The sequence below is a fragment of the Nocardia elegans NBRC 108235 genome (assembly GCF_001612845.1).
In the GTDB taxonomy this organism is placed as follows: Bacteria; Actinomycetota; Actinomycetes; order Mycobacteriales; family Mycobacteriaceae; genus Nocardia; species Nocardia nova.
Map to the genome: position 1 here is coordinate 33,807 of NZ_BDBF01000004.1, position 21,459 is coordinate 55,265.

The 21,459-nt window shown below is 64.4% G+C and carries 20 protein-coding genes; 13 read left to right on the forward strand and 7 right to left on the reverse strand.

What is annotated here, in order from left to right; translation table 11 throughout:
- Positions 1 to 136: 136 nt before the first annotated feature.
- Positions 137 to 973, reverse strand: a complete 837-nt coding sequence (locus tag NE2_RS03840) for a LysR family transcriptional regulator (RefSeq protein ID WP_063024063.1) — start codon at positions 971 to 973, stop codon at positions 137 to 139.
- 95 nt (positions 974 to 1,068) lie between these two features.
- Between NE2_RS03840 and NE2_RS03845 the strand changes: the two genes are divergently transcribed.
- Positions 1,069 to 1,794 carry an SDR family NAD(P)-dependent oxidoreductase gene (locus tag NE2_RS03845; RefSeq protein WP_063023911.1) on the forward strand — a complete coding sequence of 242 codons (726 nt, stop codon included), beginning with the start codon at positions 1,069 to 1,071 and terminating at the stop codon, positions 1,792 to 1,794.
- A gap of 1,053 nt (positions 1,795 to 2,847) precedes the next feature.
- On the forward strand, positions 2,848 to 4,290 hold the full coding sequence (locus tag NE2_RS03850) for a DNA sulfur modification protein DndB (protein ID WP_063023913.1): 1,443 nt from the start codon (positions 2,848 to 2,850) through the stop codon (positions 4,288 to 4,290).
- Positions 4,291 to 4,959: 669 nt separating this feature from the next.
- On the opposite strand, the gene NE2_RS35440 is transcribed toward NE2_RS03850, so the two are convergent.
- The gene (locus NE2_RS35440; protein WP_146165130.1) at positions 4,960 to 5,460 is read right to left on the reverse strand and encodes a hypothetical protein; all 501 of its coding nucleotides are present in this window, start codon (positions 5,458 to 5,460) and stop codon (positions 4,960 to 4,962) included.
- 168 nt (positions 5,461 to 5,628) lie between these two features.
- Complete coding sequence (locus NE2_RS03860) at positions 5,629 to 6,462, reverse strand: hypothetical protein (protein WP_063023915.1); 834 nt, start codon at positions 6,460 to 6,462, stop codon at positions 5,629 to 5,631.
- 153 nt (positions 6,463 to 6,615) lie between these two features.
- On the opposite strand from NE2_RS03860, the gene NE2_RS34700 reads away from it, so the two are divergent.
- On the forward strand, positions 6,616 to 7,587 hold the full coding sequence (locus NE2_RS34700; RefSeq protein WP_084493772.1) for an HNH endonuclease: 972 nt from the start codon (positions 6,616 to 6,618) through the stop codon (positions 7,585 to 7,587).
- 354 nt (positions 7,588 to 7,941) lie between these two features.
- Here the strand turns inward: NE2_RS34700 and NE2_RS03870 are convergent, their stop codons facing one another.
- From NE2_RS03870 to NE2_RS03885, 4 genes are all read right to left on the reverse strand, one after another.
- A complete protein-coding gene (locus NE2_RS03870) occupies positions 7,942 to 8,877 on the reverse strand; it encodes a pentapeptide repeat-containing protein (protein ID WP_084493774.1) in 936 nt (311 codons plus the stop codon).
- Between the two features lie 475 nt (positions 8,878 to 9,352).
- Positions 9,353 to 10,276, reverse strand: coding sequence for a carbohydrate kinase family protein (locus tag NE2_RS03875; protein ID WP_146165131.1), 924 nt, complete (start codon positions 10,274 to 10,276; stop codon positions 9,353 to 9,355).
- Positions 10,276 to 11,760, reverse strand: a complete 1,485-nt coding sequence (locus NE2_RS03880) for a peptide deformylase (RefSeq protein WP_063023922.1) — start codon at positions 11,758 to 11,760, stop codon at positions 10,276 to 10,278. Before NE2_RS03880 ends, NE2_RS03875 begins: the two co-directional genes overlap by 1 nt.
- A 113-nt stretch (positions 11,761 to 11,873) precedes the next feature.
- On the reverse strand, positions 11,874 to 12,239 hold the full coding sequence (locus tag NE2_RS03885; protein WP_063023924.1) for a GntR family transcriptional regulator: 366 nt from the start codon (positions 12,237 to 12,239) through the stop codon (positions 11,874 to 11,876).
- 488 nt (positions 12,240 to 12,727) lie between these two features.
- Between NE2_RS03885 and NE2_RS03890 the strand changes: the two genes are divergently transcribed.
- The 10 genes from NE2_RS03890 to NE2_RS03935 all read left to right on the forward strand — a co-directional run bounded on the left by NE2_RS03890 (position 12,728) and on the right by NE2_RS03935 (position 21,416).
- Positions 12,728 to 13,027 carry a hypothetical protein gene (locus NE2_RS03890; RefSeq protein WP_063023926.1) on the forward strand — a complete coding sequence of 100 codons (300 nt, stop codon included), beginning with the start codon at positions 12,728 to 12,730 and terminating at the stop codon, positions 13,025 to 13,027.
- A 145-nt stretch (positions 13,028 to 13,172) separates the two neighbouring features.
- Positions 13,173 to 13,484: a hypothetical protein gene (locus tag NE2_RS03895; protein ID WP_063023928.1), complete on the forward strand. Its 312-nt coding sequence runs from the start codon at positions 13,173 to 13,175 to the stop codon at positions 13,482 to 13,484.
- A gap of 113 nt (positions 13,485 to 13,597) precedes the next feature.
- Positions 13,598 to 13,840, forward strand: coding sequence for a hypothetical protein (locus NE2_RS36545; RefSeq protein ID WP_174553908.1), 243 nt, complete (start codon positions 13,598 to 13,600; stop codon positions 13,838 to 13,840).
- A gap of 56 nt (positions 13,841 to 13,896) precedes the next feature.
- On the forward strand, positions 13,897 to 14,346 hold the full coding sequence (locus NE2_RS03905) for a hypothetical protein (protein WP_063023932.1): 450 nt from the start codon (positions 13,897 to 13,899) through the stop codon (positions 14,344 to 14,346).
- 292 nt (positions 14,347 to 14,638) lie between these two features.
- The gene (locus tag NE2_RS03910) at positions 14,639 to 15,661 is read left to right on the forward strand and encodes a hypothetical protein (RefSeq protein WP_146165132.1); all 1,023 of its coding nucleotides are present in this window, start codon (positions 14,639 to 14,641) and stop codon (positions 15,659 to 15,661) included.
- The gene (locus NE2_RS03915) at positions 15,658 to 16,542 is read left to right on the forward strand and encodes a helix-turn-helix domain-containing protein (RefSeq protein ID WP_146165133.1); all 885 of its coding nucleotides are present in this window, start codon (positions 15,658 to 15,660) and stop codon (positions 16,540 to 16,542) included. The genes NE2_RS03910 and NE2_RS03915 overlap by 4 nt, the downstream gene beginning before the upstream one ends.
- Positions 16,539 to 17,339 (forward strand): hypothetical protein, encoded by an 801-nt coding sequence (locus NE2_RS03920; RefSeq protein WP_146165134.1) that lies wholly within the window; start codon positions 16,539 to 16,541, stop codon positions 17,337 to 17,339. Before NE2_RS03915 ends, NE2_RS03920 begins: the two co-directional genes overlap by 4 nt.
- Positions 17,336 to 19,549: a hypothetical protein gene (locus NE2_RS03925; protein WP_063023941.1), complete on the forward strand. Its 2,214-nt coding sequence runs from the start codon at positions 17,336 to 17,338 to the stop codon at positions 19,547 to 19,549. The genes NE2_RS03920 and NE2_RS03925 overlap by 4 nt, the downstream gene beginning before the upstream one ends.
- Positions 19,546 to 20,112: a hypothetical protein gene (locus NE2_RS03930; protein ID WP_063023943.1), complete on the forward strand. Its 567-nt coding sequence runs from the start codon at positions 19,546 to 19,548 to the stop codon at positions 20,110 to 20,112. Before NE2_RS03925 ends, NE2_RS03930 begins: the two co-directional genes overlap by 4 nt.
- A 44-nt stretch (positions 20,113 to 20,156) precedes the next feature.
- Entirely contained in the window at positions 20,157 to 21,416 is a 1,260-nt protein-coding gene (locus NE2_RS03935) for a coiled-coil domain-containing protein (RefSeq protein ID WP_063023945.1), read from the forward strand.
- The last annotated feature ends 43 nt before the right edge of the window (positions 21,417 to 21,459 follow it).

Here is a 21,459-nt window from a genome sequence, read left to right on the forward strand (position 1 = left end):
TCCGCCGATTGGGTGTGGTGCTTCTGAACCTGGGGCCGGCCGTCCGAATCGAGACCGGAAACGACTGTGGCGCCGACCGGTACGCCGGTCGGCGCCACAGTCGTGACACAGGGCGGCCGTGGAATCGCGGTGTCGGTTAGAGACGTGTCGCGGTGCGGACGAGGTCGGCGACGGCCTTGGATCTGCTGTGTGGCGGCCAAGCGATGACGGTCGTGACCGCCGGTGCGTCCGGCACCGGCACGATCGCGTGATCGTCGCGAAGGTGGGTTCGGACCGACTCGGGCATGACCGCGCAGGTTCGTCCGAGCGCGATCAGCTGGGCCAGTTGGGTGTGGTCGCGAACCTTCGGACCGGGGCCGTCGGGATAGCTTCCGTCCTGCCGAGGCCAGCGGGGCAGGGGCAGATCCGTCAAGGCGGAGACCTCGGCCGACGACAGGTGGGGCCGGTGGGCGAGGGGGTGGCCCGCGGGCAGGACCAGAACCTGTTGTTCGGTGTGCAGATCCTCGGTGTCGAGTCCGGCGGTCGTGTCGAAGGGCCGGTGGAGCAGTGCGACGTCGGCCCGGCCGTCGCGCAGCAGCGCCCCCTGCTCGCCGGGCCCGCACAGCAGCACCTCGACAGCGACAGCGCCCGGTTCGGCAGCGTAGGCGTCCAGCAACTTCGACAGCAGTTCGCTGGACGCGCCGGCCTTCGTAGCCAGCACCACGCCCGGCCGACCGGCCGCGCGGCGGGTGCGGCGCTCCGCGGCGTCGACCGCGGCGAGCGCGGCACGAGCCTCCCGCAAGAGCACCGCGCCGGCCTCGGTCAGGGTGATCGAGCGAGTGGTGCGGTGCAGCAGCACCACGCCGAGCCGCCGTTCGAGCTGTCGGATCGCCCGTGACAGCGGTGGTTGCGCCATGGCGAGTCGCTGTGCCGCTCGCCCGAAATGCAACTCCTCGGCGACGGCGACGAAGTATCGCAACTCCCGCGTCTCCACCACGTCATCGTATCCGGCATTGATACCCGGGCGGTATCAGCGGCCACCCGATCGGTGTTGGACCCACCACCCGCGACCGAACCAGGATCGACGGTATGAGTGAACAGACGATCGCGCTGGTGACGGGTGCGAACAAGGGAATCGGATACGAGATCGCGGCGGGGCTGGGCGCCCTGGGCTGGCGAATCGGCGTGGGCGCGCGCGACGCACAACGCCGCGACACGGCGGTGGAGAAACTCCGCGCGGACGGGATCGATGCTTTCGGCGTTCCGCTCGACGTGACCGACGACGCGAGCGTGGCCGCCGCGGCGGACCTGATCGCCGACCGTGCCGGAGGCCTCGACGTCCTCGTCAACAACGCCGCGATCACCGGCGGCATGCCCCAGACGCCCACCTCGGTCGATCCCGCGACCGTGCGAGCTGCTGTGGAAACCAACGTGATCGGGGTCATCCGCGTCACCAACGCGATGCTGCCCATGCTGCGGCGTTCGGCAGCACCGAGGATCGTGAACATGTCCAGCAGCGTCGGCTCGCTCACGCTGCAGACCACGCCCGGCGCGGACACCGGCCCGATCTCCGCGGCCTACGCGGCGTCGAAGACCTTCCTGAACGCGGTCACGGTCCAATACGTCAAGGAACTGGCCGACACCAACATCCTGATCAACGCCGGCTGCCCCGGTTTTACCGCCACCGACCTCAACGGCTTCCGCGGCGTCCGAACCCCCCAACAGGGCGCCGCGATCGCGATCCACCTGGCCACCCTGCCCGACGACGGACCGACCGGCGGATTCTTCTCCGACGCCGGAACAGTCCCCTGGTGACAGGCCCTGCACCTGCGGTGGGTGTGGGATTTGAACCCACGGTGGCGTGAACCACGACGGTTTTCAAGGTCGTCGGTCTCGACGTTTGGCGCAAGTTGGCTGTTGACGGGGATGTGGGCGATGTGAGCTGACCAGGTAATCCGCTGGTTGGAGTTGTTGGGGAGATTGGCGGCGTCGGACGCTGCTGCGGGCCGTTTGCGGGCGCAGTGCATCCGGCGTCGCTGCATGTCTGTCGGTGTCCAACGGCATCATGGGAACGTCGTGCAGGGCGATTCAATCCAACGGGGAGTGGCGATGAGAAATCAGTTCGGAGCGGTCTGCGCGAAGTGCGGAGTACCCTTGGTGCCGACGACGGCACGGTGCTCACTAAGGGCCGGAGCCGCCCGTATCCGGTGATCTGCGACTTGTGCATGCCGGAAGTCGACGAATCGGAACACGAAGCCCGAGAAGCAGAACTCGACTGAGTCGCCACACTGGTCGCAGCCAGTCGTCGTGATCGGTCGACGCGTTAGTTTAGTGCCTGTCTGAAAAGCGGAAGGTCGCCTGTTCGATCCCGGCCTTGGCCACTCTCAAATCCCCCCGGTCATTCCTGGTCGGGGGGATTTTTCGTGCCCAGGCGCTACCCCAGTGGTTGTCCGTGATTGACCGCGAATCACCCCGCTTCGCTGATGCCTGTCGCACGTATGTCCCACGGATCCCAGGCGCGGGTCTGTCGATATGCGATCACGAGGCACGGAATATCGCTGGCGTGGCGGCGACGAACGATGTCGGTAGCGATTCGGCTGCCTCAGGCGATGACTTACATGCCGCAGGTAGTTGCGGTCTGGGTGCCGTGCGTGGTCTCTGCCGGCGCCCACGTGTAGTGCGCCGCCCGCATGCAGGGTCGATGGATTGCCGAAGGGTGCGCCCCACAGATAGAAAGAAACCCGCCGGCCTATTTTTTATTCGGATGCGAAAACTCGCCCGGCGAGTTAACGTATCTGGCGTAAGAGAGAAGCGAGGCCGGCCCCGCGCCAACGAGAACCGGCCTCACATGGACTGGAGGTCCACAACGTGAACGATACAACGTCGCAACTTCTCGGTGCGCCGGACATCGACACCGCCGCCCTTGCGTCGATCGGCAAGACGATCAGGCTCCAGAAGGTCGGAATCCTTACCCATGCAGGCAAGATGAGCAAGATCGTCTTCTCTGCGACGTTCAGGGAGATCGGGGAGCAACTGAACTTCGAGCAGTTGCTGAAGCGGCACGACTTCGACATCGACAGCAGTCGCCCCGGCAACCGAGACATCGCCGAAGCGCACTGGCATAAGATTGCGGAGTTTCTTCAGGACAGCGAGTCGGAGCGGCCCTTCCTTGGGATGCTGACCATCGCGATGAACCCAGACCAAGTCACCATCGAACAGATCACCCCCGTTGGAGAGGGCGCGGATCTGGTCAAGTTCACAATCTTCGAAGGCGCGGAGCACCCAGTCATCGAAGACGGGCAGCATCGCAACAGGGCGGCAGTGCACGCATGGCGGCAGGTTAAGGACGTGGACGATCCCGACGATCCACGCTATGCCGTGCGTCAGCGCCTTGCGGAGTCGAGCATCACGATCGAGATGCTGTTGGAGAACGAGACAGACGTTCTTTCAACCATTTTCGTGCAGATGGCGTCCACCAAGCCGATTAGTCCTGCGCTCGTGGCGGTCATGGACGTCACCAAGATTCAGAACCGCCTGGGCAAATACGTCATGAACAAGTCCGATTTGTTCCGCAACCGTGCCGGCTACCTGGGTACCAAAGCAGCGAAGGAGCTCGCAGCACAGAAGGGCAAGGAGTTCGAAGATCTCTATCGGGCGAACGCTGCTCGGGACGCGGCGGCGAACCTTGCGGGAGTGGGGGTCAAGGATCGCTCTCCGGACCAGCGGGAGAGGCTGCTGGAAGAGATCATCACCAGGCGGGCAAAGCGTGACGGCGGCGGCGAGAGTGCGGCTATCGAAGCCACGGGGAATGAGATCGTTTCGATCATTGATTATGCGTACCGAACGCTGCCGGGCTGGCGTGAGATCGCAACGGGGCGTAGCGATGTCAAATCTTTCAAGTCGAAGTACGTCCACAGCACAGCGAGTGGCCTGACTGCGATTGTCACCGTGTTGGCAGCTGCTAGGGCGTGCGGAGTCTCGACTGAGTTCGTCATCGACGTGATGGCCAAAGTGATTCCGTGGAAACGGGATGCGCTTCGCGACGCACAGGACGAAGACGGCAACGCGGCGAAGGTGCACGAGTTCTTCGAAGGGACACTCGTTGTCACCAAACTGGATAAGGACGGCATGTGGACCGCAGGTACGGCTGGAGCGCGTCGTGATCTCTATGAGGAGGCGACCCGGAAGATCATCCGTGCCCTCGCCAGCGCGGATGCTCGACTCAAGCCTCTTGAGCAGCGGGACACTTTGATTGCGGTAGGGCTCGAATCTGCTGCCCGGAAACCGGGCCGCCCTCGTAAGACGGTTTAAGTAAGGGCGCTGGCCGGTTACCGGTCTCGGCGAGTTCCCGGGAGCCGCTGCTGAAGAGGATGACTTTTCAGCAGCGGCTCTTCGTTTGTTCGGCAAGTTTGTGGTCGGCGGCACCAGGGATGGCCATGGTGGCGGTCGGGATTGTGAATACGTGGACTGGCTCCCGACCACCGAGATTAGAGACCCTCTAGTATTCGAAAGTATGTTCGAGGAATGGCGCGACCCGTTTGACCCGCCTCTGCGACGGGTTGGGGATCCGCCAGCGCCGGTCCTTGTCGACCTCGCCGCCGCTATACCCACCGGCGTCGACGGACCATTCGGTCGCAACCGGATCGCCATGCGAATCAAGGCTGGCGGCCTGGTTCTCACCGGCCAGACACCCGGGCGCTTGCGCGCGCGGGCGCGCGCAAGCGATGGAACGTGGCTTGGGTTGGTCGAGTTCGTGCTGACGACGGGGAATCAGCAGGGAACGCTCCCGGTGAGGCAGTGGTGTCCAGCCAAGGCGTTGCGGCCGGCGGGGCCCTAATCGCGGTGTATACGTACCTGCGCGGCAACGGTTTCGAGGTCGTTCGTCTCGGTGTTTGAGGCATCGAGGATGTTGATGGGCATACGAGGGCAGCCGAGATTGGCGCGGGCCGACCAGGGACCGAACGAACCGTGCGATACAGCTCAGTGTTCGGATTCCTGTGCAGTGCTCTCTATTCGTGTGCCGTCGTAGTACGTGATGATCTCTTGGTAGCGGTCATCTACACGATCGACGTGACGTTCGAGCTCGCTCCAGCTATTGATATCCCTGGTAAAGCTTTCGCCCACAGTGTCTTTGTACTCCCACCGAGCCAGAGGGGCCGGGCACGCCCTGCGTGTGACCGACTCGTGCCAGGTGGCCGTGTCACCGGCGCCGATGATCCGATCGACCGACCCGCATTTCGGACAAGCGGTCGCACTTCGCTCCAGCGCATGTCCGCAATTGCGGCACGTGAATGTAGGCGAGGGGCCCGTTGGCTCCGGGGCGCTCCCACGGCTGCGCATGACGTTGAACTTGACAGTTTTTTCATGTGTTCGGCACACGCGCCAGGTTTCGTGAGTCTGGTTGGGGTACTCGATTTCGACCAGGTGGGTTGCTGGCTGAGTGCAGCTGTCCCAGGCGCAAGCTGCGAATGTGCTGGTCATAGCCGTATCCTACTGATCTATCTATCGCCCAATCGGAGAACCGGTAGACGACGACCATGCCTCGCATCTGCCGCGAGGCTTGACGACACTTACGTGACCGCTGGGTATCGTCGCTTGGTCCGCGGCGAAATCGATCTGCCCAAGAGTGACGGCGACACCGCCCTGCCGTCAGTTTGACGGTGAGACTGCGCCGTCGTCCTCGAACCTCTTGTGGAGACGCTGCAGGATCAAGGTGATGTAGTCCACGATGGCCTGCGCAAGTTCCCCCATCGCCTCTTGGTCCAAGTCGACGCGCTCACCGACCTTGTAGGGCAAGTACGGGCAACTAGTGACGAAGTGCGAATCGGCAATGCCGGATTTGTGGGCCCACACATTCCTGATCTGGTGAGCTGCACGCAGCTTCTTCTTAACTTCTGGATCGACCCCGATATTGCGGAGGTCGACGTCCTTCAGTAGGTCCTCAAATTTTTCAAATGCCCCAGTTCCTGGGGGCAGCACCTTTTGGTATATGGCGGTATAAAGTGCATCGTCCTCAGGGTTGGCAAGCACCGAGACAGGTAGGTTCACGCCCTTGAAGGCAGAGCCTGCCAACAGGTCCGGCCTGTACCGCAGCGAGATCTTGAACACATCGCCAACGAAGCTTTCAAGCGCACCCCATATGCCAATCAGATTCGTCGCGAAGATTAGAGGCAAGCCGGCTTCAAGCTCGTCGGCGGAGAGGTGAGGGGCCTCGTGTCTTGCAATCAACAGTTCGGCCGTGCGATGCACCTCCTCGATGAGCTCGCGGAACTCGTCGGGCATCTCGGCGTGATCCAGGATCTTTTCAAATACACTATTGCTCGCTGTCATCACGGTGATCATGTTGGGCGTATTGAGCATCCCGTTCGCCGAGAGATTGAGGAAGCGAAGAGATTCGCTGATGAAGGAAATAACGCCTTCACCCACTCCCATCAGATGGTTGATTTCGGCGTTCCGCTTGACGTGGTCGGACTCCGGCGGCATGCGCCCATAGTGGCATAGCTGGCCTGGGTGCGTCGCGTGACGCTGTACTGGCAGCCGCGCGGAGCAGAAGACTCGTGTCGGTGGCGCTGCGTAGGATCGTCCGGCGGCGACCGAAACTGGTGGGCCACAACCGAAGAGCCGAAGGAGAGCCCCGTGCTGGCATGGGCGTTGAAGTCGGTCGGCGAAGACCGCGACTGGCACAGCAACGAAGGTTATGCCGACATCCCTGGCGTCCAGTACGTCTACACCAACACGGTGGGGAACAGCACCAAGGTAGCCCCAGGCGATGTGGCAGTCGTACACGACAAGCGATTAGTGCATGGGATATCGGTGGTCGACGAGGTTGCTGTAGAACACCATGTCCCGGTCAAGATCAAACGCTGCCCCAGATGCGACAGGGCGTCGGTCGAGCGACGGAAGAAGAAGCGGCCAGAATTCGTTTGCGGCAGCAGGGCTTGCCGATTCGAGTTCTCCGCTCCGGTCGTCAGAGACGAAACCAGGACCGTATACACCGCATACATCGCTGCTCATTGGAGGGCGATCGACGGCGCTCTGACTACCGACAGTCTGATGTCCGCTAGAGCAAACAACGACCGGCAGAGCTCAATTCGGCCACTAGATCTAGAACAGCTCGAACAGCTGCTTGCTCCCTTTGCGATTGGTCCGGTCACGAGTGGAAGGCATCCCGCAGCCACGACCACGGGTGTTGTTCAGCGCCGTCCGATTGCCGGCGGACGTAAGCGGCGGAGCGTGCCGGTACGCAACGGCCAGGATAAGTTCCGCACTGCGTTGCTTCAGCGCGACAAGTTGCACTGTGCGATAACCGGCCCCTGCCATCCGAAGGTGCTGGAGGCGGCACACCTGCGCCAGTATTCCGTCCACGAGACTCACGTGCTCACGGAAGGACTGCTACTACGAGCAGATATCCATCGACTGTTCGACAACGGCCTCATCGCGATCGACCCGGTGACTACGGAAGTTGTTGTGGCACCCGAACTCGACGACTACCCGGCGTACGCGTCGCTTCGTGGGACGAAGGCACGGATCTCTGACGAGGTCAACAGGGCCGTGTTGGCCGAACATCACGAAGACACCGTTGCCGGTTGGGGTTTGGAGTTGTCATGAGAAACAAGTTCAGCAAGGCATGTGCGGTGTGCGGTACCACGGTAGACGCGGGCGAAGGCACCGTGCTTCCTCGTGGTCAGCGTTCGTCCTCCCCAGTCATTTGCGATCTATGCATGCCCGAGGTGGACGAAATGGAACGAGAAGCTGAAGAACAAGCGGAGGGTGTCGATTAGCCCAGTGCTCAAACTTTGGCGGGATCGAAGAACTGCACCCAACTCTGGTCCGGCGCCAGGATCTGTCGTGCACTGTCGCAGTTCTACCAGCGTGGTGGTCGGCTCTTGATCGCCGCCACTAGATCAACGCGGCGCTCTCGGCGACGACACGCGCGACGATCTCGTCGTCGGTGTCCGCACTTCAGTAGACCGAGGCGGGGCGACCAACGATCTGTGCACGTTGTTCCTCACTGAGGCTGATATATGGCATTTCAGCTTCGGTGAAGATCGCACCCTGCAAGTCCGCTCCGTACAGTTCGAGCTCCACCAGGGTCGACCCGCTAAAGTCAGCTTCGGTCAGGTTAGTGTTCGACAACCCGACCTCGCAGAGCTTGGCACTGCGAAAGCTGACGCCTTCCATGTCCGCCCCGGCGAATTCGACCAACTTCAATCTTGTGCCGCTCAAATCCGCACCCTCCATCTGCGCCTTATCCAAAGAGACAGATATCAGCGTTGCGCCGGCCAAAGTTGCCCGAGTCAGGTTAAAGCCCTCCAGCCCGAAACCTTCTAGCATGACCCCGGAGATATCGATGTTGCGCAGATCTCGCAGCGATGGCGATCTTTCGAGGAGGGACTGGAGGATGATACGGCGAACTTCCGCTTCGCCCCTGACGCCAGGATCATCCGAGTTGCGCGGTCTCGGCGTCGGACCCCTCAAGTAGTTATGCATCAAGTCGAGACAAACTCGCTTCTGCTCGGTATGACCATGAGCGTTCCAATCATCCGCGAGCTGTGCTAATGCGAGGGCGCCGGCCTGTCTTACCGCCGCTGAATCGTCGCCGAGGAACTTCGCGACAGTCACGTACCGGTCATGCAATGCTGCAATCTGTTCGGCCCGGCGTGTATCGAGATAGTGAAAATGCTCCTGCGATCGACTTCTGGCGCCATTCAGGTAGACGAGAAGCGCCGCGATTACGGCCCCAACCCCCGTCACGATGGTCGCGACGGGCTGAGTGAGGCCATAGTGAATGACCGCCCCACTCACCAATCCAGCTACCGCCAGGCCAAGGACGGCTGCCGGTATGGCGAACCAGGCTATCCGCCGTCGCTCGGACTTCGCATCTTCAGTCGTCGACATCAGTTCCCTCCCAACACTGTTGGCATCCTATGTACATGTGGGCCACCCGCTCCTCTGGTGCGGGCACTGGCGTTTCGAGCCAGGAGCCGAAGGGGGAAGTACTGGACAGTCGGGGGCGGATTAGTATCCGCCCCCGACTGTCCTCCCCGGTTTGCCCCGCCGACCAGCGGTTTTGGTGGTGGTGTCTGGCTGCCTGCCGCAGGGACACTAAACACACCCTGCGGGCGCATTTAGTGTCCCTGCGGCAGGCAGCCAGACAGTTGAGGGCATAGGGCTGGTCGGCGGGGCAAACCGGGGAGAAGAGAGGACTGGACGGGAGGGGACTGGACCGAGGAGGACCGGCACTGGGTGGGTTTGGGTGCGTGGAGATTTCGAGATTCAGGGTTGCGGTGAGTAGTTGGTCGAGCAGAGGACCGGCACCGGGGAAGGCTCCGATTTGGGGCGGCGTGGGTGGCCGGCGGTCTGCAGGGGCGAATTAGCGCGGCGGCCCGGGGGGCATCGATGCGGATCCGCCGGCGTGCTGGATCGAATACGCTGCGGCTGCGAGTGCGTCGGCAATCGACGTTTCGATCGGGGAGCCGGATACGGCCGACGCGGCGAAGTGTGCGGCGAACGCGTCGCTTGCTCCGGTGGTGTCGATGACTTCTGCGACCGGATGCGCGGGAAAATGCGCGGTCGAGCTATTCGCGAATGCGTAGCAGCCGTCGGCGCCGCAGGTGACGACGATGTTGGGTACCCCAGTCGCGTTGTGCAGCATGAGCGGCACGTCGGCAGGGTTGGAGGTGGCCGCGGTTCTCTTGGGCGCGAGGAGCGCCAGTGCCTCACTTCGATTCGGCAGGAGTACATCGACTCCGTCGTATGGCAAGGTATGCGCGTCCGCCAGCGGCGGCGAAGGCTGTACCACCACTGTGGCCGGGAAGTGCTGAAAAGCCGACAACGCATAGCGCGCAGTGTCCAGCGGCAACTCATATGTCATGAGCACTGCGTCAGCCGCGGCCAGTTGTTGCCGGGCACCGTCGATATCAGTTGGTGCGATTGCAGTTTCGTCGGAGATTCGCCATAGGAATGAAGTCTCGCCCGCGTCGCCGACGAAGCACATGCACACCGGGGTGTTCGCGTTGTCTTCGTACCGGATCAAGGTGGTATCGACGCGATTGCGTTCGAGGGCATCGATCACGATGCCGCCGGCCGGATCCCGCCCGACGACGCCCAACGCCAGAACATCGGCGCCCAGTCGCGCAAGCGCAATGGCCTGGTTGAGCGCTTTGCCACCGGGTACGAGCGTGATCGATTCGGCCAGTGTCGCGGATTCCCAGGCTGGCAGGTCGCTCGTTCGCGCGATGCAGTCCACGACATACGCACCGATCACGACGAACCGGCGTCCGGCAACACTATCCATCAGGCCGGATAGTTCCACTGCTGACCGGTGCCGCGGTATTGCGCTACCGGGATCGGTTGTGTACCAGGCAGCATCCGCGAGCGATACAGAAGTCCGTTCAGATGATCGATCTCGTGCGCCACAAGCCGCGCCAGACCGCGCTCGAACACCGTGATCTGCTCGTTTCCGTCGATGTCGACGTGCTCAACGTGAATCGCCAGCGGGCGCGGCACCTTGCCGCGGACATCGAAGAAGCTCAGGCAGCCCTCGTACTGGACATCGGTTTCCACGGATTGATCGATGATCGTCGGATTCAGCAGCGTGATAAGCGTCTGATCGGGAGCGCGAACTACCGCAGCCGATCGCGGGATCCCGATCTGCGGTGCGGCGATGCCCATACCCTTGCTGAACGTATGGGTATCGGCGACTCGCGTCATTGCGGATTGCAGTTCAGCGATGACGCGCCGGGCGTCATCGGCCTCACGAGGTAGGTCGAACGGCTGCGTGGAGCCGGACAGCACTGGGTCGCCTTCCTGGACGATCCCAATGGCCGACATTCGCTCGCTTGGAAGTACCTCGGAAGTGGGCATCTCATCCTTCGGGTGATGGTTTTTGAAACGCCATTCGAGCCGGTATCGCGCATGAAGCGGAGGGTTGTCTGTGCTCCAGCAAAACTGTACGCGGTCACCGGATTCCGTCCGCTGGATCGGATCGCGGAACGGCAGTGCTTCCGCGCTCATCGACGTTTCCATGCCCCAGACGTTCGGGCGGCACTCCACCGGGAAATCGAGGCGGACGACGATCCGATCCGTCGGTAACCGGATAGCCCGCTGGAACCACTGCCCCCACTTGTCGTCGCCCACCGTGTACGAGTAGTCGATCACGGTCGACTCGCCTGGATACAGCGGGAATCGGGACTCTTCATTCTCGAACAGCAGCCAGAGTTCCTTGAACGCGTCCCGATCGTGCTGGACGTGCCACGTCATCGGCTCATCGTCACAGTGCGCGACCAGATTGAGTTCTTCCCAGGTAAGAGGATCGTTCCGATACAGCTCGTTCGAGTACTCCGGTGAACCGGGATGCCGATCTACGGATATGCGGATCAAGTAGCGATAGATCGGCGCCGTACCGCAATTTCGGATCCTTCGCCGCTGTGAAGCGCGGTAGTTGCCGATGATGTGGTCGTAGTGCAGCTCCGCTTCCTCGAGTTCAACTATCAGACCGTTGTCATGCGCGTTCACCGCTGCAGTCGGATCGGACCGCGATGGTTGGCCATTCGCGGCCTGTGCGGCGACCTTGTAGGCGCGCCGGATCGCGCCGCCGGCCGACAGAGCTTCGTCAGCTCGCTTCGCGAAGTCGGGCGCTGGAAAGTCCTGTCCGGTCTCAACTTTCGAGACGTAGGATCGGTCGTACTGGATCCGTTTGGCAAGCGCCGACTGTGATATGCCCTGGTTCTCGCGCCACCGCTTCAGTTCCCCAATGAAGTTGGCCATCTCGTCGGACATCGACGCTCCCCCTGTGACTTTTGGTGGGTCGGTGGGCACATCGTGTTCACAGTGCCCTCACCTGCTTCTCCGGGTGTTTTCTGTACCACATGAACGATGCAACGAGATCGGCCTCACGACGGAGTCAAGTCGTGAACGGCCCGCTCCAGGCGCTCGATTCGGGCTTCCAGCTCGGCGGTCGTGCTGCGAAGGCGACCGAGTTCTTCTTGCACGGATCGGGCCGGCGCGACATCGCTTTCGTCCGGCAAGGGATCGTTCACGTAGACGCCAGATGCGGCGCGAGCGGTCAGCCAGCCTTGATCCTCGAGCAGACGAAGTGCCTTTTGCACGGTGCCGAGCGACACCTCATATCGGTCCACGAGTCCGCGGTGGCCAGGAAGCTTGCGGTCCTCGTCTTGGAGCGCTCCGCTTCGGATGTCGTGCTTGATTGCGGCAGCTACACGCTCGTATTTGGCCAATCCGGGCGGCGAACTCTCCATAGTTCGAGTCTACGACGGACCGGTGCGTACCGATACGTATCAGCCATTGACGGCAACTGATACACACTGATATGATTCAGTATGTATCGGTGGTGTTGGGGAAGGAGGGCCAGGCATGGGGCCCTGACCGAGACCGTCTCTGAATCACGTTGCTCGGCACCGAAATTCGGCCGAGAGAGGAAAAGCCCCCGGTAGCGCCAACTACCGAGGGCCCAAGAACCAAAGCGGGTGCAACCGCTTCAGCAATTTCCCACTTCCAGGACGAGAGGTCCCCGAAGCATGTCCAGTGTATCTGGCCGTAAGGCCAAATCTGTCTCCCGTATTTCCCGATTGCGCCGTGGTCAGGCCCGGTCTGCGTCCCTGAATCGCTTGGAGCGAGCGGTGGATCCGGATGGTCTGCTCTCGCCCGAGGAGCGCGCGTGGCGCGCTGATCAGCTGCGCACGATGCGCAAGATTGCCCGTCTCAGCCGCCGGTTGGAGGTGGCGTGATGCAGGACTTCATGGGCGCATACGTATCCAAGGTCGACAAGTTCGGCCATCAGGAAGACGTCGACGAAGTCGTCGCCACGGCGAGTGTTCGAGGCTCGTTCCGCGTCAAGTACTACGCCAACGTCGACAAAGTTTGTGTCGACGTTCGGGGCCAGCTGGGCTCGGGCGACATCGGAATGCAGTTGACGCTCGATCAGGCAATCCTGCTCCGGGAGTTGCTCGCGGCCGGGATCGCCGACATGCAGGCGGCGAAGGCCGCGCAGGTGCTGGAATTGCCCGCCGGCGGTGATGCGGCATGAGGCTCGCGACGGAGTTTCTGAGCATCCTCGTCCTACTCGGAATCCTGCTTTTCCTCATTTCGCCGAGCACGGTGCTTGCGGTTGTGTTCCTGGTGGTGCTGTGGGCCGGTTGGCGCCGGCGTCCCCGCCGATCGGGGGCGCGGCGATGACCGAGATGGACCGCTACTACTACACATTCGATCACCGCACAGGTGAGCCGATCGGCATTGGTGATTCGCTTCTCGGCGGCGGATTCAGCACGGGCCAGCGCTCTCGGACGCCGATGCTCACCGCGCGCCAGCGTGCTGCGCTGTTGGTGGTAGCACTCGCGTTTGCGGCCGGCTTCTACGCCGCGGTGCTGCTGTTGGACCGCGGGACAAACCAGGATCCGACCATCGTCGTCTGCCCTGAGCCGGGAACCGGGCAGGTGGCCGTTGTTCCGGCCGAGTGCGGTGCCCCGCAGGGGGTGACTCGATGAGGCTGCCGAAGGTTTGGGGTCCTGCCGAGTGGGCGCGCGCCGCTGCGCCGGCCATTCCGTCGATCACTGTCGATCAGGGTGTTATGCGGTCGGAGGCGACCGAGCACCGGGCGATGGACATCGGTGACGGCAAGTGGGCGTTCACGGGGCTCCCCGGTCGCCAGTTCACGTCCGAGCAGGCGCGAGATGGAATGCGCCTGGCGGTGGCACCGGATCGGTTGGAAGCCCGGGAGTGGGCCAGTTCGCTCGGGCTGACCGTGAATGAGGCGATCGGCCTGATCCGTGCGGCCACGCCGATGGTCGAGAAGTCCTCGAATCCGACCGCTGTGGAGCGGGATTGGGGGCTGGCGCGATGAATACTCGACTGACTCAGGCTGCCAGGGCGGCCGGCGTGCGTGTGGAACCGAACCGGATGGGGTTCGACGATCTGCCGCATACCGCCGCCCGCGGTGATCGCGGCTGGCAGGTCTCCTGGCTGCCCGATCGTGACGACCTCACTGCCGAGGAAGCGCGTGACGCTCTCGTGGTCGCGCGCTTGTCGAACACCCACCGTGTGCGGGCATTTGCCCGGCGGGACTGGCCGCAGATCAAGACCCTGGCGCTCGGCATCGGGCTCGACCCGCGCGAGGCAGTCAAACTGGTCCGCGACGCTGAGGCTCAGGCCCGCGAGACGGCGATTCCCACGCGCGTGCAGCAGATCCCGCACCTCGCCGAAGCGGCGGCGCGCCATCCGGAGACTGCCGACCGGCTCGTCTCGGTCGACGCACCGACACCGCCGACCGTGCGCACCCCAGGACGGGTGCCAGGCCAGTGGCTCGGATCCGGCGCGTTTCTGGAGCAGGACCGGGGGATGGACCGATGAACCAGTCGTTTTCATCAGTCCGCGACTACGCAACGACGGTCGAACCGGCGGTAGAGCTGTTCACCGACGATCTGCTCCCGGAATGTGAATTGCTAGCGGACCGACGTCCGTGCAGTAACCGGGTGTGCTGGGTTGTGACGGTCTTGTGCTGCGGCTCCGTGGTTTTCGCCTGCAACAGCTGCTTGGAGGATCTTCGCGACACCTTCGATGCCTACCGGACTGTTCGGTGCGGCGCCCGCCATTGCCGGACTCGGCTGACGAGCTTCTCGGGATTCGTCCGGGTGGTGCCTCTATGACCGGGCAGGGATTTGGGCCGTCGTTCGATCGGGTGGTCGATGCGTTGCGGCAGGTCACCGTCGAGGCGTCGAGCAATTCCGGGCAGTGGACGAAGTTCCGTTGCCCTGCGCACGAGGACTCGTCGCCGTCGCTGGGTGTGAAGTACGACCCGCGTCGGGAGAAGACGATCGTCAATTGCTTCGCCGGGTGTCCGCAGGAAGAGGTGCTGGAGGCTGCGCACATCCGGGTGCGTGATCTGTTCGATCATCTGCCCGAGCGCGGTCGCGGCAGGCAGCGGGCCGGCCAGCAGCGTCGGCCGGCCGCGGCGCCGAATCCGGTTCGCCGCCACCGACCTCAGCAGCCGTCCCGCGATTTGGGTGCCGTTGTCGGGCCGCGACGCCGGGTGGCGACCTACACGTACACGACTGCGGCGAATGAGCCTGTCGGACAGGTGGTTCGCACCGTGACCCCGCACGAGCACGGGATCGAGAAGGGCTTCTATCAGCGCCGCTGGGACGCCTCCGATCGCACGTGGGTGTCGGGGGGATTCAAGCCGGTGCTGTATCAGGCACCGATTGTGGCGTGGGCGATCGAGCAGGGTCACCCGATCTTGGTGTGCGAGGGCGAAAAGGACGTCGATCGCGCGATCGCCGCGGGCTACCCGGCGACCTGCAACGCCGGCGGTGCGGGGAAGTTCCGGCCCGAACACGCCGAGCAGCTGCGTGGCGCCCGGCATGTGGTCATCGTCGCCGACCGCGACGGACCGGGGTTCGACCACGCGATCAGCGTGCACGACTGCTTGCAGGGGATCGGCGGGCACGTCGAGGTGATGCAGGCCGCGACCGGAAAAGACCTGTCGGACCACTTCGACGCCGGCCACGACATCAACCAACTCACCCGTATACCGGCCGATCAGCTCGCGCTGTACCGCGAAGGCCCAGCCGGGCGGGGGACGGGGCCGCGCCAGGTTCCCACGGTCTCCGTTCCGCGCCAACCGAATGTCGGTCGCCCGCAGATGGATTGGGGGTTGGACCGATGACGGCTTCCGATGCACATCCGATGTGCAGCTGCGGTTGCGGCAGGCCGGGCGATCAGGGCCACGGCATGTGTAAGGCGGCCTACAGCCGGCACCGGCGCCGCCAATTGGCGTACGGCCGTTGGCAACCACGCGTCGCTCCAGATACTGCACGCGCGCACATCGACCAGCTGCTTGCTGCCGGACTCAAACCCAAGCATGTGGCGGAGCTGGCCGGCATCAGCCATTCGACGATGACCAACCTTGCTCGCCCGGAAACCGAGCACATCAGCGCGAAGACCGAGCAAGCAATTCTCGCGGTCGCGGTGCCCGAACGGGCCGGCGACGTCGCGGCGGACACGGCACTGGTGCCGATCACCGGGGCGCGGCGACGCATTCAGGCACTGATCGCGTACGGGTATCCCCAAAGTCGTTTGGCCCACGAACTGGGAATCAAGCCCAGTCACGCCACTATGGCCGCTCTCGTCGAGCGAGCCTTGCCCGAAGGCCACACCGGGCAGTCGCTGCCTGCCGGTCGCGACCGTGACATCAAGGCTCTGTTCGGCCGGCTGCAGATGACGCCAGGGCCGTCAGATCAGGCCCGTGCCTACGGCCGCGCCCGCGGCTGGGCACTGCCGTTCGAATGGGATGAAGACGCCCTCGACGACCCGAATGCGCAACCGGACCGCGCCGGATGGCAACCGCCGTCGGAGCAAGAAATTCGGCAGGCGCGCCGCGCTCAGGTCGCCGAACTCACCGCTCGCGGTCGATCGGCGTCGCAAATCGCTGAGCACCTGCACGTCACCAAACGCACCGTCGTGCGCGATCGGCAGTTCGCATCCGCTCACCTCGCACCTGCCGGCACACCGGACCGGCCCGAACTCGATTGGGGGTTGGACCGATGACACGACCAAAGCCGAACCCGCGATTGCAGTGGACCGATCGCGACGAGAAGGTCACGCGCTTCGCATGTCAGCAGTGGTGTCTCGACTTCACCGCCGTGCAGCTGGCGTGCGGCACCGAGCGTTCCCGCACATACACCCTGATCGAGCGGTGGCGGGATGGCTTCGGTGTCCTGCGGTCGGTGTCGATCCGGCCGGATAACGCCGACCGGGACGTCACGGTGATCTGGCCGTGGCCGGCGGTGGCCGCAGAGCGCCTCGAACACGCGGTCTCGCCGTGGAATCCGACCGGTACCAACATCACTCACAAACTCGCCGTCTCCCGTGTACGGGCCGCCCTGTGCGGACTGGACGAATCGCTGTGGGTGCCGGAACGGAAGCTGTTGCGGGACGCCGCGATCGCGGCTGGGCAGCGTCCGGGCGGGTTGATGGTTGTCGACCGCGGCGGGCTCGTGCCGCGTAGGCCGGGATTCGGGCGCCCGCATGTGCACGACGGCCGCTATCTGCACCGCGGGCGCTGGCTGGCTGTGGAGGTCGAGCTGACGCTGAAGCGCCCCACGAAGAAGCGGCTGGCCGCCACCGTGGTCGACGCCTACAAGCAGGCCACCGCCATCGACGCCGGTCTGCTCTACGTCTACGGCACCGAACAGATCAGCCGAGCCCTGATCAGCGTGATCGAAGACCTCATCCAAGCCGGCCGAATCCCGGCCCGTCCCGACATCCGATTGCGGTCGCTGGCCGACGTCATCGCGCACCGCTCTATCGACCTGCCCGCAGCAAGACAGGAGGGCACCGCATGACCACCCACGACAGAATCCCCGCACCGACCGAGTGCCTACCGCTCATCACACCCCACGACTGCGACGCAGCCAACGCGCCCGCACCGCAGCAGATCACGCCCGCACCGGTGGGCGATTGTCGCCCGCTGATTACCCCGCAGGACTGCGGCAGCGCATCGGCGCCGACGCCGCAGCATCCGGTGTTCGAGGTGACGACGACCCAGCACGGGGAGCAGGCGAAAGAGCCGGGCTGGCTGCACTTCATGAACACCCACGACCCCTCGCTGCACCCGAATACCGAATGGGTGCAACACCTGGGCGCGTTTCTCGCCGATGCCGGGGCCGGCGTCGGTGTCACCGGCGCGATGACCGCTGCCGCGATCCTTCAGGCGCGCCGGATGGGGTGGGAGCCGGCGCGGCTGCGCAACTATGCGGCTGCCTCGTTGATCCTGCCCGCGACCACCGCGCTGGTGGGCACGTCGCCGTGGGCGCCGCTGGAACTGTTCGCCCACGGCACCGCGCTGGCGGTGGAAGCCGACTGGCTGCCCGCGATGCTGGAGATGAGCGTGACCGGTATCCCGGTCGCGTTGGCTGCGGCGACGTGGTGGTGGGCACGCAACCGCAACCAGCTGCACACCGTCGGCAAGAAAGACATTCCCGCCACCGAGCGCGCGCAGCGCCGAGAGATCGACGCCAAGTTCAACGCCGCCCGGGCACTGGCAGGCCGGGCCACACCGCTGACCACGGTCACCGGCCGCGGCCGAGGACGGCGCAGCATCGTGCTCGGACGACAGGCCGCCGTGGTGAGCCAGCACCGTAAGTCCGTTGCCGGACAGTTGAGCTCGACGACGGACACGTTGCTGACGATCCCGTACAGCGCGGTCCGCAAGCACGTCGGCATCCTGGGTGGCCCTGGTTCGGGCAAGACCACCGGGGAGTGCCGGCTGTCGGTGGCGTCGCATTTCGCCAGCCACGAGCGCTATCTGGCCGCCGCGGCGCTGCCGACGGCCACGCGGAAGGCGTTGGGTATCAAGCCCAAACGCGCGGTGAGCATCTTCCTGTCCTGCAAGGGCGGCATCGAAGACCTGGTCACCTACGCGGACCTGAAGGCGGCCCTGCTCGCCGGCGGCGTGCACCCGTCGCGGATCGCGATGGTCCCGGCCGACAAACTCAACATCTGGGCGCTGAAGGCGGGCCCGTTGCGGCATGTCATCGAGGACCTTGCCCCTACTGCGAAGGCCAGCGATTCAGCGCAGAAGTTCTACGAAGAACTCCGTATCTCGCTGGTGCACTTGATCATCGACGCCCCCGATCCCGACGCCGGGAAGGGCCCGAGCGAGAACCCGCCGACCAACTCGAAGGAGTTCATGTCGCGGTTCGACCCGGCGTGGCTGTGGCATGCGTGGGGAGGCGAATTCAACGGCGACGGACATTTCGTGTTCCCGGACAAACCGGCGCACCGGCCGGAGCTGAACGCGATCATCGCCGCGAACGACGGCAAACAGCCGGTACTGCCGGCCGAGACCGCACGTTTCGACAACCTGTTTCGTGAGTTGGACGGAGTGTTCGACGGTCCGTTCGATCTGCTCGACAAGGACTACTGGTTCATCACCGTTCCGGGCACCGCGCAGAAGAGTGTCGCGGTATCGCAGGCCAAAGCCGTGATCAAGCTGGTCGAACAGGTCGCCGCGACCCCGCACGGCTGCGAGATCACCTTCACCATCGACGAATTCTCCCGGGTGTCGGAAGGCGCCAGCCTCACCGATGCCTGCGAGGCACTGCGCTCGCAGGGCGTGGCTTGCATCGTCGGCGCGCACTCGTTCGAATCGCTGGCCGGCACCGACCGCGACGCCAAACAGCTCATGAAGGCATGGTCCGGTGGGCTGCTGTGCTTCGGCATGGAAGGCCCCGACGACGTCGTCACCCTCTACGGCACCCGCCGGGCGCTGGAACCGTCGCGGCACACGTTAAGAGACCGCCACGGCGACGAGGGCCAGGTCCGCATGCAGGACGCCTTGCTCATCGACCCGAACCTGCTGCGGCGCCTCGAACCCGGTGACTGCGTCTACGTCAACCGCGGCACCGCGACATGGGGACGAATCACACCGCTGGATCCCGACACGATCCCGCTGCGCCCAATGCAGCCGAGCACCAAGCACGCCACAACCAAGCAGGGCCGGTGGCGACGTGCCGGCGGTGCGTTGCTCCACGGGCGTGGAGCGCCCGCGTGAGCCCCGCCAAGGACTTCGGCGACCACGACGACCAGCCAGACAAATCCCAGGACCAGCAGGCAAAGGAGGACCCCACCATGCTGCCCGAACCCATCGAACCCGACGACATCCCACCCATCCCCGAGAAGGCGATCGAGGCACCCAAACCCGCCGCAGACGACCGCCTCGACGTTGAAACCCCCAGCGTCGGACAGCTGTACGCGATGTTCCCCGACGCCATGCCCAAGAACACGCCCGAGCGACGCGCACGCCACCTTGCCGCGGTCCCCGACCTCGATGCCACCGACACTGGGGCTCTGCCGGCCGCTGACATCGAGAACCTCGACGATCCGTGGGTCGCCGCCGCGCTGCGATGGCGCGCAGTCATCGCGTTCTGGTGGCGCCCCGCGGCCACCGGTGTGGCGGTCGCCGCGATCACCGTGATCGCGTTCTTCGCCGCCGGCGCCGCAGTCGGCATCGCCTGGTTCATCTACGGCGTCGGCTGGACCGGCCACAGCGTGTGGACCACCCACGGCCGCCCCAACCTTCGCCAGCTCGCCCGCGCCAAGCGCGCCCGTTGGTAACCGACACCGCGATCCAACCACCGACTAGAAGAGGACCAAACCATATGCCTCACAACACATCCGAAACCGACCAGATCGTCAACGAAATGTCCGGGCTGGCCCGCCGGGTCAACCACGTTCTGAGCTCCTGGCGAACCATGAACCCGACCGCGACGCGCGTGCCCCGCAGTGTGCGGCGCGAGATCAACGCACTGGTCAAGGCAGACGCCCACCAAACCAAATTCGCCCACTCCCAAGAGCGTCGACGCCTGACCGCCAGCCTGGTCGAATACCGGTGGAGACTGCTCAACGAACAGCAAATCCGCGCGTGGGACACCCCCGACACCTGGTTCGATCGCCAGCGCGACCTCGACGCCACCCGGCAGCGAATCGAGAATCGTATCTACGGCTCCCAGCACCTCACGGCCACCGAACGCGGTCAGGCCGTCACCTCGCTGGCCACCGTCCACGCCTACCCGCGCGACCCGGTCCGGCCCATCTTCCGGCCGACCTGGGGTCTGGACACCCTGCGTGCGCGAGCACGCGACGGATTGACCCGGCTGCGTACCGGTATCGCCGGCCCGGCCGAACAGCGCCAGCTGCAGCAGTGGGAACAGCTGCACCGCGAACGCGCCGCCTACGCCGCACTGGCCGAACAGCGGCAGGCGTATCAGCCGTCGTTCCAGCGCGCTTGGGTGCCGACGGTCGAACGAGAGCAAGAGCAGTTCGGACAGCAGCCCGCGCCCGCGCGGCCGGAACCGGCGTCCGAAGTTGTGGAACGGGACGCCGAGACAGGACCTCGGAACCGCCCAGAGAGTGAGCGAGCTCGCTCTTACGAGGTAGTGGTGGGCAGCGCGGAGATCGTGCGCACTCACCCGGAGATGGCCCAACGAGCCGAGTTCACCAGCCTCCCCGAAGGACACGACTGGGCGCTCGATCGTCTCGCCGACGACTCCCACGGCTGGCCCAAAAACGCCGATCTGGTCGTCAACATCAGCGAAGTCGGTGCTGAGTCCCCGACCTACCACGCCGTCGGCCCACGCGACACGGTTATCGACGAGGTCACCGGATGGCAGATCGACCATGAGCACACCCAGATCAACGAGATCGAGCGACTCCGCGCCGAACTCAGCCAGACCCGGGCCGAGAACGAGCGGCTCCGCACCGAAAACGCCGAACTGACAAACAAATTCGCCGAACACGACCTGGATCGGCAGCAGGCGCGGACCGCGAACGGTCCCGCAGCGGCGATGCCGCGACCGGCGCAGCCGATCTTCCACGGCCCCGTCATCACCAAGCCCGTCCTCAACGGACTCGACCGATGACCGATCTCGATCAAACCACCCCGAGCCGAAACAGCCGCCCGGC

Bases quoted from the DNA above. Each gene is read 5' to 3' on its own strand.
- NE2_RS03905 (WP_063023932.1), top strand. From the start codon at position 13,897: ATGGGGTTCGACGATCTGCCGCATACCGCCGCCCGCGGTGATCGCGGC.
- NE2_RS03845 (WP_063023911.1), top strand. From the start codon at position 1,069: ATGAGTGAACAGACGATCGCGCTGGTGACGGGTGCGAACAAGGGAATC.
- NE2_RS03885 (WP_063023924.1), bottom strand. From the start codon at position 12,239: ATGGAGAGTTCGCCGCCCGGATTGGCCAAATACGAGCGTGTAGCTGCC.
- NE2_RS03895 (WP_063023928.1), top strand. From the start codon at position 13,173: ATGACCGAGATGGACCGCTACTACTACACATTCGATCACCGCACAGGT.
- NE2_RS03875 (WP_146165131.1), bottom strand. From the start codon at position 10,276: ATGGATAGTGTTGCCGGACGCCGGTTCGTCGTGATCGGTGCGTATGTC.
- NE2_RS03925 (WP_063023941.1), top strand. From the start codon at position 17,336: ATGACCACCCACGACAGAATCCCCGCACCGACCGAGTGCCTACCGCTC.
- NE2_RS35440 (WP_146165130.1), bottom strand. From the start codon at position 5,460: ATGACCAGCACATTCGCAGCTTGCGCCTGGGACAGCTGCACTCAGCCA.
- NE2_RS03920 (WP_146165134.1), top strand. From the start codon at position 16,539: ATGACACGACCAAAGCCGAACCCGCGATTGCAGTGGACCGATCGCGAC.
- NE2_RS03880 (WP_063023922.1), bottom strand. From the start codon at position 11,760: ATGTCCGACGAGATGGCCAACTTCATTGGGGAACTGAAGCGGTGGCGC.
- NE2_RS03870 (WP_084493774.1), bottom strand. From the start codon at position 8,877: ATGTCGACGACTGAAGATGCGAAGTCCGAGCGACGGCGGATAGCCTGG.
- NE2_RS03890 (WP_063023926.1), top strand. From the start codon at position 12,728: ATGCAGGACTTCATGGGCGCATACGTATCCAAGGTCGACAAGTTCGGC.
- NE2_RS36545 (WP_174553908.1), top strand. From the start codon at position 13,598: ATGGACATCGGTGACGGCAAGTGGGCGTTCACGGGGCTCCCCGGTCGC.
- NE2_RS03910 (WP_146165132.1), top strand. From the start codon at position 14,639: ATGACCGGGCAGGGATTTGGGCCGTCGTTCGATCGGGTGGTCGATGCG.
- NE2_RS03915 (WP_146165133.1), top strand. From the start codon at position 15,658: ATGACGGCTTCCGATGCACATCCGATGTGCAGCTGCGGTTGCGGCAGG.
- NE2_RS03860 (WP_063023915.1), bottom strand. From the start codon at position 6,462: ATGCCGCCGGAGTCCGACCACGTCAAGCGGAACGCCGAAATCAACCAT.
- NE2_RS03935 (WP_063023945.1), top strand. From the start codon at position 20,157: ATGCCTCACAACACATCCGAAACCGACCAGATCGTCAACGAAATGTCC.